Genomic DNA, 12,670 nt, shown 5'->3' with positions numbered 1-12,670 from the left:
GTCAATAAATGATGATATTACTGACTGATTATTTCTATAGCTTCTTCCGAAGAATTATTTACTCACTTTAATAACTACCGCTTCTTGACCGGCTAAAGAAGTTCTGAGTTCTTTTGGAATCGTGATTTTGATTCCGCCTTCTACTTTTTTGCTGGTCAATTTTTGTTTGTTGCTCAATAAAGTAGCTTTTAAACTGCCTTTCATATCCGTTTTGATGGTGATTTCGGCAGGCAATTCTTTTTCATCTTTTGCAGGCATATAAATACCGTAAATTGCATTTCCTTTTTGAGTATAACCCACTTTTCCGTCTAAATATGGCGCAACTGGTTTAGTATCGTAAATAGCTTCACCATTTACTGTCAACCATTTTCCTACGCTAGCCAAAGTTTTTTCAATTTTTGGATCAAATTCCCCTTTGGCATCAGGTCCAACTCCCAATAACAGGTTTCCACCTTTTACCACGATAGAGGTCAATAATTGTACTACTTCTTTTGAAGATTTGTAATTGTCATTTGGTACCCAGCCCCAAGCTCCTCCAAGAGTGATGCAACTTTCCCATGGCACAGATAATGGCTTCTCCGGTGTTTTTTGTTCTGGGGTTAAATAATTTTCATATTCGCTCGGAACCCAACGATCTACAACCAACATTCCCGGTTGTTTTTTGCGAGCCGTTTCTGAAATTAATTTCATGTTGATGTCCATGTCATATGGATATTTACAGAATTCTTCCACTTTTTTATTAATGGTAGATAATGGTCTAACCCAACATCCATCAAGCCAAAGAATGTCAACCTTTCCGTAATTTGTAGTCAACTCGTTCAACTGATTTTGAGTGTATTGTACATAGCTTTTCCATCTGTCTGGAAATTTTGTGATGTCATACGTAGGGTTTCTATCTTTTGGCGGGTAGTAGGACCACCAGAAGTTTTCGGTTGTCCAATCGGGCTTGGAGAAATAAACACCCACTGCCAATCCTTCTTTTCTGGACGCATCCAATACGTTTTTCAACACATCTGCTTTAGGGTTTTTGGCATAAGGCAGTTCTGGATTTGTGATTTTAAAATCGGTAAATTTTGAATCATACATACAAAATCCATCATGGTGTTTGGAGGTAAAAATCAAATATTTTGCTCCGGCACTTTTGAACATTTTTGCCCATTTTTCTGAGTCCAGATTTGTCGGATTCAATTTGTATTTGGTATTTCTGTAATCGGTGGCATATTTGTAATAACTGTCATAACCGTCTCTGGTTACCCAATCTTCCGGAGCCAAGCCCCAAGATTCCACTGTTCCTAACTGAGTGTAAAGTCCCATGTGGATCAATACGCCAAATTTGTAACCCTGCCATTTATCAAGGTTGGCTTTTACAAGAGGATCTTTTGTCCATACATAACCTTCCTCTTCCGATTTGTCAGCCTTCATACTGAAATCGTTTTGGGCATGAAGCGAAATTGCTTTGGCAAAGATTAATGCTGTAAACAATAACTTGAATCTGTTTTTCATTTTCTGTCTTTTTTAAAATGATAAATGGCTCACAAGCAAAATATTTATGAGAGTGTTTTTACTTTAAATTAGTAACTAAAGCTTTTATTTCTTTGCCATCGGCTATTTCTGTTCCATCGGTTATTGCCGATGAATGGTAGAATGATGTATTCATTTTTTCTTTTAGCATGGTTATATTCGAGGAACGAACACCTCCGCCAGGCATGATGACAATACGGTTTCCTGCTTTTTTGGCCAGTTGTTCCAAAACTGAAATTCCTTCCACTACATTTGGTTCCTGTCCAGAAGTCAAAATGGTTTTGAATCCACAATCAATAACGGTTTCTAAGGAATTATAAACATCAGTAACCACGTCAAAAGCACGATGGAAAGTACAAGGCAACGGTCTTGCCAAAAACACCAACTCTTTGTTTCGTTCTACGTTGATACTGTTGTCCTTATTTAAAATTCCGAATACAAATCCGTCAACTTTAAATTTTTTGTATTCTTTTACTTCTTGTTTCATTTGTTCGAATTCCGCGTCGCTATAAACGAAATTTCCGCCACGTGGACGAATCATTACGTTCATATCAATCGTCAATTCTTCGCGGGTTGTGATTACCGCTTCCGGTGATGGAGTTGTACCTCCTTCAATCATTTCATCACAAAGTTCAACGCGGTTTGCTCCATTTTTTTGTGCAATCACTGCCGATTCCGGATTGAAACAAGCAATTTCCAAATTGTATCTTTTCATTGTACTGGTTAATACTTTTGTTTTTTTTTATGGTTTTAAATAAAAATCTGGATCGATCAATCGGTTTCCGGTATCGTCATAAACGGCATAGTTGAAACCGCTTTGTACGCAATAGGAACCGTAATCGCCTTTTTTGTTTAAGGCTATAAATCCAACCTGAATATCTTTCAGATTCTTATTTCTGTTTTTCATCAGTTTTACCACTCTCAAAACTGCTTCTTCACATGCTTTTTGAGGAGATCTGCCCTGACGCATCAATTCGACAACCAAGTGACATCCTGCAATTCGGATTACCTCTTCGCCGTGCCCAGTTGCTGTTGCAGCACCAATTTCGTTATCAACATATAAACCCGCACCGATAATAGGGGAGTCTCCTAATCGTCCGTGCATTTTGAATGCCATCCCGCTAGTAGTGCAGGCTCCCGATAGATTTCCAGCAGCATCCAAAGCAATCATCCCGATGGTATCGTGATTTTCGATATTGGCAATTGGTTTGTATTCTGAAGTTTTCAACCATTCTTTCCATTCTCTTTCAGAATCGGGAACCAATAAATTTTCTTTTGGAAATCCTTGCGATAAGGCAAATTGAAGCGCTCCGTCTCCCACCAACATTACGTGTGGTGTTTTTTCCATCACGGCACGTGCCACAGATATTGGGTGTTTGATAAATTCCAGACATCCTACTGACCCTATATTCGACATTTCGTCCATGATGCAGGCATCCAGCGTTACGCGTCCATCTCTGTCGGGACGTCCTCCGTAACCCACACTTCTTTCTTTCGGATCGCCTTCGGGTACTCTTACACCAGCCTCAACAGCATCTAAGGCACGTCCTCCTTTTTTCAATACTTCCCAGGCCGCTTCATTGGCCTCAAGCCCAAAACGCCAAGTAGAAAGAACAATAGGCTTTCTTACTTTTGAAGAATCAATAATTGTTTCTTCACCTTCTGAAGCAATTCCTTTGAAGGAGCTCAATGCAACTGCTGCCGATGCAATGGCTGTTTTTTTTAGAAAATTTCTACGATTTGTCATCTCTCTTTATTTTTAATCTGATTTTTAAAATCAGAAAGTATTATTATACGTTAACTTCGTAAAGCAAAGTGGCTACTCCCAATAAAGCAGCTGTTTCATTATCACTTGAGATTACCAGTTCAATTTCAATTCCTGCGTCTTTTACTTTTTCTCTGAAAATATTCAGAAATAAATCTCCCGCGTTTGCTAATTTACCACCAACAACAAGCATATCTGCATTAAAGCTTTTTAACCAAGGAATTACAACCTCGGCTATGTCTTCTCCAAATTTATTAAAAGATTTGATTGCTTTTTCATTTCCCTCAATAGCCAAGTGATATAGTTCTATGCCTTTTTTTAGTTGGATGTCGCTTAAATGATGGTAATTGGAAAGTAACCCTCTTAATGATATAGAATCTTCTGCTATACCGTTTTGATAAGGATGATCCCATATTTCACCATGCTTAGGGACGTTTTCACCTGAATTTACAATTTTTCCGTTTTCGATAAAACAAGAACCAAGCCCTGTTCCCAATGTTATTGCCATTACTTTTTTAGAAAGGTTTTCAGTGTTTTTGTAAACTTCTCCTTTTCCGAAACTGATGGCATCATTTTCGAAAACAATTGGGAAATCCTGATCAAAATCAAAACGTTCTCTTAACAGGTCTTTTATGTTTAGACCGTAGAAATTAGCGTATTTATTTTGGTCTTTAATCCAGCAAGTTCCATTTTCGTAATCAAATGGACCTGGAATAGCCATTGCAATTCCGGATAATTTTCCCACCTGTGTTTTTTCACATAAAGAACGAATAGCATTTTCCCAAAAATCCATTACCACTTTAACTGGTAAATTAGAATTGAAAGAAACTTTAGAAACAGACCCTTCAACGACTTTCATCTCATTTATATCAATAATTGCGGCAGTAATGTGCGAACCGCCAATATCCATTCCTATTGCAAATCTTTTTTTCATTTTTATACTTTTGTTCCTTTATTTTTTTCTTTTTTTAGATTTTTTGCTAAAAGTAGGTAAATTTTATTGAAATACTAAATCGTATTAGTAAATTGAATATCAGGTACCCAGTTTTTAACATAAAACCAATATTTTCCTTTTTTTATGCTTAGTTTTAATTAGTGTTTTTGATTCTAATGCAACTTTTTTTTAATGAATTAATAGAATTATCTTGACATAGTTAAAGCTAATATGCCTTTTAAAATTCAATTTCTATTTGTTATTCGACGACATACCAAGTATAACTTTCCGGTTCGATTGTGAAAGTCAAATCCACTTCATAATTGCGGTTGATCTTGTAACTTTTGGCAACATCTTCTTTCTCGCGAATCATGGCTTTGTCGGTCAATCCCGAATAATATAAAGGGACTTTGATTGTTTTGATCATTTTTTCTTTGGTCGGATTGTACAACATTATAAATGCTTTTTGTTTCAATGTTGGATTCATATGCAAAAAACCGTCCCAGTCTCTGCCATCGGCACGACGCAATTGAATCATATCGGAATTCAGAATTTCACGGTATTTTTTGTACCAGTTGATTGTTGTTTTGACCAATTCTTTCGTGGCATCGGTATCATACAATCGTGGACCTCGGTAACACGCCTGAACTCCCGCTCCGTAATATTGAACCATTAATTGTTCGTAATCTTTTAGATGTTCGCTCAAAGGTTCCAAAACTGCCGAAGCGTCTCCTCCTTGATAAATGGTCAGAGGAACAAATCCCCAAGACATCGAAGCCGATTTTTCAATGGTTCCATCGTGGATATTCTGACGGTTCAAAATACGTTGTTGTTCTCTCGACCTAGAGAAGTTTGTTTCTCTGTAGCCCAAGGCAATTTTGTGTGTTCCGTCAAGGAAATACCAGTCGGGAGCGTTGATATAAACTCCTTTTTCGTTTAACCAACGGTACAACTCTTTTTGGATTTCCATTTGCTTCCACTGTGAATCATCCAAACCTTTGTGTCCTGGATGTGTCGTCGAAGCACAAACATCACCAGGGTAAGGACCATCATTTTCCCAAATATCAAAACCTGTTATTGTGAAAAATTTCTTGATATGGTCTCTATATGACAATCCCCATTTACTTCCAAAACAAGCTGCATTTCCAAAAAAAGCACCTCCAGGTTTACCTGTTTTTGGATCGACCACATCGTCTTCATCACTGATTCGTCGACTGCTAAACAAGGAATATCCTCCGATTTTAACTCCTTTGCCGTGAGCGTAATCGGCCAAAGCTTTCCATTTTAGGTGATTTTCGGGTGTGTCCAATTCCATATTCAAATGACTTCCGAAACTCAAAATTAACGCTTCATAACCCGTAGCGGCACATTGGTCAATCGCTGTGCATACTTGTTCGTCATTTTGACTTACCAAGTGCATGAAAATTGGATTTTCGGTAGTCCAAGGTGCAATTGTACTGTACATTCTCTTAATCATCAGTCCGCGACGTTGACGGTCGTAGGTATCAATCAGTAACTCATTAGAACGAACCGAATTATAAACTTCGTTTGGTTTCAACTCAATTCCAGGAGCTTTATCGGGATACACTTCAAGAAGACATGGCGTTTTGTAGTTATAATGTACTTGGGAAGTATAAACAGAATCCATTTTCCAATGGGTCGTTTGATCGCTCAACTCATAGCTCATCGAATTGTTGAAAGCATAATTGGTTTCTATATAAAATCCGTGTTGGCTTCTCATTTTTTCGGGATTGCCTTCTACTGCGCTTTGTTCTTCGACCATTGCGATGGTTTCGCTTACAACTTTATTTAGTTTAAAAACTTTCTGGCTTGCATTTTCGATTGAAATCGATTTTGTAATTAATGGTAATCCATCATACAATTCGTAATTTACTTTTACTTTCAAACCTTTCATTTTCGGTAGGGAAGAGGCATATTCAAAAACCAATAATTTTCCTGTGGCTTGTTTTTTGTTCATTGCCCAATTGGTCGATTTCCAATTGATATACGGTTTTATATCCGAAATTGTATAGTTCACGAATGTGAAATCTTCTTTTCCAACTTCCATTTTATCAACCCATTCCGGTAATAAATAGGCATTTTCTTTCTGACCTCTCAATCCTCCGATGGCATATTCTTTTCCGTCAAGTGTAATTTTTGCTTCCGGTTTCACTGCTCTTATTAATTGTTGATCATTTGTCAGATTGGTAAAATCGGTACAGGCAACATTGGGCGTAATTCGAAAGCTTCTCCTTACTAGTCCATTATTCAGAATAATATTTTTTCCTTCCGCATAAACTGTGGCTTTTTGAGTAATCGGCGTAACTAGCCAATCAACATTAGTTAGCTGATTGGGTGAGTTTTGTTTGCGCTCTGTCTTATTTTGCGCTTGTGTAAGGCCTAGATTTAAGATCGTCAGGATTGAAAACAGAAATCGATTCATTTAAAAATTTATTTTGAAATTAAAAGCATTAATTGTTCAAATTCTGTCTAAATCTGAGTTCAATTAATAAACAAAATACGACGGATATTTTTTTAAAAAACTTATTGGATAACTGAAAATTATTGATTCATTAAAAAAACGATTATTCGAAAAAAGTTTATTATTTCAATACTTCTGTTATTTCTTTAGCTATAGGATGTTCTGCTTTGAAAGTATATCCCATCAGTTTAGCAATGGTCTGGGCAAATTGTTGTTGATATAGCTGTCCTTCCATTTTAACTTCTCCTTTCGAACTAATTCCAGGTCCCATAGCGGCAAACCATATTTCGGATGCATCCTGAATAGAACTACCATGACTAGTCCATTCCTGTTTTATTTTATCACCACGACCATGATCCGTTGTAATGAACAAAGCTGTTTTGTTTTTATATTTTGGATCATTCTGTACAAAGTCCCAAATTTGTTTAACCCAAGCGTCAACCTGATGAGCCGCATCCAAATAAGAACGATATTGTCCCGCATGGGCCCATTCGTCTGTTTCTCCAAAAGCAACATACAATACTTTTGGCTTATTTGTTTTTAATTCTTCCATGGCTTCGTATTGCGTAAAGACATCAAAGCACTCATCGGCATGCCAAGGTTTGTAAGAATCCCTAAGCATGTTATTGATTAGTTTCTGCTGTTCAGTTGGGTTGTTTCCTCCTACATTATCAAAAGCTGAAGCCACGGGTATTCCGCTTCGTTTTTCATTTAAGATTCGGTCAAATGCTTCCCATGCACCAAAAGCCGCCACTTTCCCTTTTAGTTTTGGTTGTTGGTTTAAAAATTCCAGTAAAGTAACATGAGGGTTCGGAGCATAATCATTTGAATTTATGGCAGGATCGGCATAACCAGTCATTATTTCGCTATAACCCGGATAACTGAACCAATGAGGATTGGCATTATTTACTTTATTTCCATAATTTCTGTTGCCATATAATTGTCCTTTTGAAGCAAGAATTGACCAGATAAATGGCGTCAATTTTTCTCTACGTTCTTTAATGTCAGGACTCCAGTATTTATTAAAAATATAGGTACTGTCCCCTTGATTAAATTTTCGGTCTTTGGCAATTGTCTGATCCATTCCTTCAAAAAGCTCATGCCATCTTAGCCCATCCGTCGTTATGATAATAATGTTTTCTGCTCGTTGTGCATAAGATAAAACACCTGTAAAAATCAGCAATAGTAATAAGTATTTTTTCATAGGAATGTATTTAAATATTTTTATCGGCTAGAATATTTGGATGATTTTTGCTGACATTGACAATCAATTCCCCGAACAAAGTATTTGCCCAAGCAAACCATTTGCGAGTGAATTTTGTGGCGTCGTCTTTATGAATTGATTCGTGCATAAACCCTGTATCGGCGTGAGTTTTCTTTAAGGTGCTGATACAATTTCGAATTTCGTTTTCATCCACACTCGTAATTGCTCTTAGAATGATACTCATTGGCCAAATCGTGTCGGCTCCTGTGTGTGGTCCGCCAATTCCTTCGGCTGCTTTCCCTTTGTAGAAAAATGGATTGTTGTCTGAAAGTACCACTTTTCGCGTATTCAAATACAATTTATCATCTGGTTTTACAGCTCCCAAATAAGGCAACGACAATAATGAAGGCACATTGGCATCATCCATAAAGTGGAAACTGCCATAACCGTTTACTTCAAATGCTATGATTTCACCGAATTTAGGGTGGGTAATGATTCCGTTTTCTTTCAGTCCTTTTTGAACTTGCGCTCTCAACTCGATTGCTTTTTTTACGATTTCATCATCTTTCAAAGCCGAAGTCGAACACATTTCAATCATGTATCCCAATATTTCGATGGCAAACATATTGCTCGGAATCAAATAACCAAACAAGGTGCTGTCATCACTCGGACGGAAAGTTGAAACAATCAATCCACAAGGTTTCACGGGATAACCATAACCTGATAAAGGAACACCATCAGTTGCCCAAGCAGTGTTTCTTTGGAAAGTGTATGGTCCCTTATCTGTCCAACGCTGCTGTTCTTTGAACGTTTGTAAAACCAAATTCATTGCTTTTTTCCAATTGTCATCAAACATTGAAGTATCACCAGTTTCTTTCCAATAGCCGTACGCCAATCGAACTGGATAACACAAACTGTCTATTTCCCATTTACGCTCGTGAATTCCAGGTTGCATTTTGGTAATATCGCTTTTCCATTCACTAACTTGATTGAAATCTTTGTAAAAAGCATTGGCGTAAGGGTCTAACAAAATACATTTCGTTTGACGGTTGATTACTCCTTTTACCAATTCTTTCAGCTTTTTATCTTCTTTTACAAAAGGAATATACGGCCAAATCTGAGCTGTAGAATCACGCAACCACATGGCATCGATATCGCCTGTAATTACATAAGTATCTGGTTTTCCATCGATGATTTCAAAATCGACCGTTGTGTCCAAAGTATTTGGAAAACAGTTCTCGAACAACCAGGCCAATTCCGGATTGGCAATTTGTTTTTTGATTCTTACAATGGCGTCTTCAATGGCTTTACTGGTGAATTTGCGTTGTGCCAAAGGAGGACGTTGGCTCACGAAATCGGGAGCAAGATTGAAAAAGGAATTAGTATTTGAAGCAAAAACTTCAGTGTTCAAGGCTAGCATTCCTGCCGATAAAAGTCCTGTATTTTTTATAAATTTTCTACGTGATTGCATATGTTTTATTTTTTGAGTCAAATTGAACCAATTTTTGGCAAATGATTAGGTTTGTAAAAAATGGTAAAATCTGTGTTTGTTTATTTTTTCTGTGTGGAATAGGAATACGGATAACTTGTTTTCGAAGTTCCTCGTTTTTCGTTGGGTTTATTTACCATATCGAAATCCAATTCGGCTCCTTTTTGCAATTCAAAATGGTTGATGTAATTTTTGTCATATACTTTTTGATTCCATTTCAATTCCTGAACGTACTTGTTTTCGGCTGAATTTTTTTCTGCTTTGATAACTATTTGTTTTCCGTTTTCTAAAGTAACCGTAACTTTTTTGAACAAAGGCGCACCCAAAACATATTCATCCGAAGCTGGGCAAACAGGGTAGAAGCCCATTGAAGAGAAAATATACCAAGCTGAAGTTTGTCCGTTGTCTTCGTCACCACAATAGCCATCAGGCGTTGGTTTGTATAAACGGTTCATCACTTCCCTTGACCAATATTGCGCTTTCCAGGGTTGTCCCGCAAAATTGTATAAATAAATCATATGCTGAATCGGCTGATTTCCGTGGGCATATTGTCCCATATTCATAATCTGCATTTCGCGTATTTCATGAATCACGCTGCCATAATATGAATCGTCAAATGTAGGTGGTAACGAAAATACCTCGTCCAATTTTGCAGTAAAGGCTTTTTCGCCCCCCATCAAATCAATCAATCCCTGAATGTCATGAAAAACGCTCCAGCTGTAATGCAAACTATTCCCTTCGGTAAAAGCATCACCCCATTTGAACGGATTGAAATCCTTGGTAAAACTACCGTCTTTGTTTCTTCCACTCATCAATTTGAATTCCGGATTGAAAACGTTTTTATAGTTCATCATTCGTTTTTCGTACAAAGCAATTTCTGCAGTCGGACGGTTTAAGGCTTTCGCCAATTTCCAAATCGTAAAATCATCATAAGCATATTCAAGAGTACGAGCGGCATTCTCGTTGATTTTTACATCATAGGGAACATAACCCAGGGTGTTGTAATATTCCACACCTTTTCGTCCCGTGGCATTCGGGCCTTCGTTGTTTGCACCGTGCTGTAAAGCTTCATATAAAGTGTTGATGTCGTAGCCTCTTAAACCTTTTAGATATGCCTCAGCAACTACTGAAGCAGAGTTGTTACCCACCATGCAATCCCTTAAACCTGGACTTGACCACTCAGGTAAAAATCCACCTTCTTTATAATCGTTAATCAAAGCTTCCTGCATTTCTTTGTTGATTGAAGGATAAACCAAATTCAACAGAGGATATAATGCGCGGAAAGTGTCCCAAAATCCTGTTCCGCCATACATATAACCGTCCAAAATTTTTCCGTTGTACGGACTGTAATGCACAATTTTTCCTTTGGCATCTATTTCATATAATTTTTGTGGAAAACAAACGGTGCGATACAAACAAGAGTAAAAAGTGTTAATCTGCTCTTCGGTTCCGCCTTCTGCTTTCAATTTTCCTAAAGTGGTATTCCAAGCTGCTTTGGATTCAGCCACTACTTTTTCAAACGGGGCATTATTCAATTCGGCTTTCAAATTTTGTTCCGCCTGTTCAATGCTGATGAATGACGAAGCTACACGAACATTCACTTTCTCTCCTTTATTCGTTTTAAAACCAACAACAGCTCCTGAATGGTCGGCTTTCATTTCGAGTTGGTCCTTCGTCAATCCATTGTCGTTCCAAGTGTATTTGGTTTCAAAAGGTTTGTCGAATATCAAAACAAAATAATTTTTGAAATTATCAGGAACACCACCGCTATTTTTGGTTGTGTAACCAATGATTTTATTTTCTGAAGGAATGATTTTGATGTATGAACCTTTGTCAAAAGCATCAATCACAACGGATGATTGTTCATTTTTTGGAAAAGTGAATTGGAAATGAGCCGCTCTTTCGGTGGCAGTCATTTCGGCATTAATGTCAAAATCGGCAAGATAAACGCTGTAATAATGCGGTTTTGCAATTTCTGATTTATGGCTGAACCAACTCGCTCTGTCGTCTTCTTTGTAAGCTAATTTCCCCGTAACCGGCATGATTGAAAATTGACCGTAGTCATTAATCCAAGGTGATGGCTGGTGCGTTTGTTTGAATCCGCGTATTTTTTCGGCGGTGTAGGTATACATCCATCCGTCACCCATTTTGCCTGTTTGCGGCGACCAAAAATTCATTCCCCAAGGACGTGCAATTGCAGGATAGGTATTTCCGTTTGACAAACTGTAAATCGATTGTGTTCCCATTAAAATATTAACGTGATCCGCAGGACTTTCGGTTTTGTTTTGTGCATTTGCAACAAAGCTCAAAAAAAGAAATGCCAAAAAGAAGAAGCTGTTATTTTTCATTATAAAGTTTTTATTTTGAACAAATGTTGATTATTTAGAAAGAAATGTTGATAAACACAGGTGCATGATCCGAAAGGAAAAGATCGTTTAAAGTTTCTGCCAAGACACCATATTTATGAACTGTAATTCCTTTGGTCACTAAAATATAATCAATGAGTGGTCGGTCTTTAAAAGGCATTTTTCCAAAATCGTGAAAAGACCAATTTGGGCCATATACAAGTGAAGCCAGTTTTTTGGAATCCAATAAACTTAACGATTTATCTCCAGTCAGCAACGATTGTATCACCGATGAATCGGGTGTTGCATTCAAATCCCCCATCATGATTTGAGGCATTCCTTCACTTAGTTGGGCAATTTTTGTTTTAATCAAATTCACACTTTCTCGTCTTGCGACTTCGCCTATATGATCAAAATGTGTATTTAGAACAAATAGCTTTTTTCCGGTTGCTTTGTCTTTCAGTTGCACCCAAGTCGCGATACGTTCGCAAGCGGCATCCCATCCTTTTGAAGGTTTTTCAGGAGTTTGGCTCAACCAGAAATAGCCCGATTTGATTAACGTAAATTTATTTTTATTGTAGAGGATTGGGCTGTATTCCCCTTTTTCTTTTCCGTCTTCTCTACCTACACCTATAGCTCGATATTCAGGAAGATTTGCGGTGAAATCTTTCAATTGATGAGCTAGAACTTCTTGCATTCCGAGGATATCAATTTCGTTGAAACGAATCATTTTTATTGCGTTTTCCTTTCGATACTGCCAGCTGTTCGAACCATCGCCCGGATTATCATAACGGATATTAAACGTCATGATATTCAGATTCGATTTTGTTTTGGTTTGCGCATTTGCATTTGCAAAAGCGAAAAACATTCCTAAAAAAACTATTATTTTCTTCATGTTTCTTTTCTGAATTGGTTGTGTGTTTTTCGTAC

9 protein-coding genes are annotated in these 12,670 nt (G+C 37.5%); all 9 read right to left on the bottom strand.

Features of this window, described 5'->3' with window-relative positions:
• Positions 1-54: 54 nt before the first annotated feature.
• The 9 genes from C8C85_RS01165 to C8C85_RS01125 all read right to left on the bottom strand — a co-directional run bounded on the left by C8C85_RS01165 (position 55) and on the right by C8C85_RS01125 (position 12,635).
• On the bottom strand, positions 55-1,503 hold the full coding sequence (locus C8C85_RS01165; protein ID WP_116795435.1) for an alpha-L-fucosidase: 1,449 nt from the start codon (positions 1,501-1,503) through the stop codon (positions 55-57).
• 58 nt (positions 1,504-1,561) lie between these two features.
• Positions 1,562-2,236, bottom strand: a complete 675-nt coding sequence (locus C8C85_RS01160) for a copper homeostasis protein CutC (RefSeq protein WP_116795434.1) — start codon at positions 2,234-2,236, stop codon at positions 1,562-1,564.
• Between the two features lie 27 nt (positions 2,237-2,263).
• Entirely contained in the window at positions 2,264-3,268 is a 1,005-nt protein-coding gene (locus C8C85_RS01155; RefSeq protein ID WP_116795433.1) for an isoaspartyl peptidase/L-asparaginase family protein, read from the bottom strand.
• A gap of 43 nt (positions 3,269-3,311) precedes the next feature.
• Positions 3,312-4,220, bottom strand: coding sequence for an ROK family protein (locus C8C85_RS01150; RefSeq protein WP_116795432.1), 909 nt, complete (start codon positions 4,218-4,220; stop codon positions 3,312-3,314).
• Between the two features lie 259 nt (positions 4,221-4,479).
• Entirely contained in the window at positions 4,480-6,663 is a 2,184-nt protein-coding gene (locus tag C8C85_RS01145) for an alpha-galactosidase (RefSeq protein ID WP_116795431.1), read from the bottom strand.
• A 160-nt stretch (positions 6,664-6,823) separates the two neighbouring features.
• Positions 6,824-7,906 carry an alkaline phosphatase family protein gene (locus C8C85_RS01140; protein ID WP_116795430.1) on the bottom strand — a complete coding sequence of 361 codons (1,083 nt, stop codon included), beginning with the start codon at positions 7,904-7,906 and terminating at the stop codon, positions 6,824-6,826.
• A 10-nt stretch (positions 7,907-7,916) separates the two neighbouring features.
• The gene (locus tag C8C85_RS01135) at positions 7,917-9,377 is read right to left on the bottom strand and encodes a glycoside hydrolase family 125 protein (RefSeq protein ID WP_116795429.1); all 1,461 of its coding nucleotides are present in this window, start codon (positions 9,375-9,377) and stop codon (positions 7,917-7,919) included.
• A gap of 80 nt (positions 9,378-9,457) precedes the next feature.
• On the bottom strand, positions 9,458-11,743 hold the full coding sequence (locus C8C85_RS01130; RefSeq protein ID WP_116795428.1) for a GH92 family glycosyl hydrolase: 2,286 nt from the start codon (positions 11,741-11,743) through the stop codon (positions 9,458-9,460).
• Positions 11,744-11,777: 34 nt separating this feature from the next.
• Positions 11,778-12,635, bottom strand: coding sequence for an endonuclease/exonuclease/phosphatase family protein (locus C8C85_RS01125; protein ID WP_116795427.1), 858 nt, complete (start codon positions 12,633-12,635; stop codon positions 11,778-11,780).
• Positions 12,636-12,670: the final 35 nt, after the last annotated feature.

Origin of the sequence: Flavobacterium sp. 103 (assembly GCF_003096795.1) — a bacterium.
GTDB lineage: Bacteria > Bacteroidota > Bacteroidia > Flavobacteriales > Flavobacteriaceae > Flavobacterium.
Note: the sequence above shows the minus strand (reverse complement) of the source record. Positions and strands in the feature narration are given on the sequence as shown.

Coding starts and splice junctions, on each gene's coding strand:
- C8C85_RS01165 (WP_116795435.1), bottom strand. CDS start 1,503: ATGAAAAACAGATTCAAGTTATTGTTTACAGCATTAATCTTTGCCAAA.
- C8C85_RS01160 (WP_116795434.1), bottom strand. CDS start 2,236: ATGAAAAGATACAATTTGGAAATTGCTTGTTTCAATCCGGAATCGGCA.
- C8C85_RS01155 (WP_116795433.1), bottom strand. CDS start 3,268: ATGACAAATCGTAGAAATTTTCTAAAAAAAACAGCCATTGCATCGGCA.
- C8C85_RS01150 (WP_116795432.1), bottom strand. CDS start 4,220: ATGAAAAAAAGATTTGCAATAGGAATGGATATTGGCGGTTCGCACATT.
- C8C85_RS01145 (WP_116795431.1), bottom strand. CDS start 6,663: ATGAATCGATTTCTGTTTTCAATCCTGACGATCTTAAATCTAGGCCTT.
- C8C85_RS01140 (WP_116795430.1), bottom strand. CDS start 7,906: ATGAAAAAATACTTATTACTATTGCTGATTTTTACAGGTGTTTTATCT.
- C8C85_RS01135 (WP_116795429.1), bottom strand. CDS start 9,377: ATGCAATCACGTAGAAAATTTATAAAAAATACAGGACTTTTATCGGCA.
- C8C85_RS01130 (WP_116795428.1), bottom strand. CDS start 11,743: ATGAAAAATAACAGCTTCTTCTTTTTGGCATTTCTTTTTTTGAGCTTT.
- C8C85_RS01125 (WP_116795427.1), bottom strand. CDS start 12,635: ATGAAGAAAATAATAGTTTTTTTAGGAATGTTTTTCGCTTTTGCAAAT.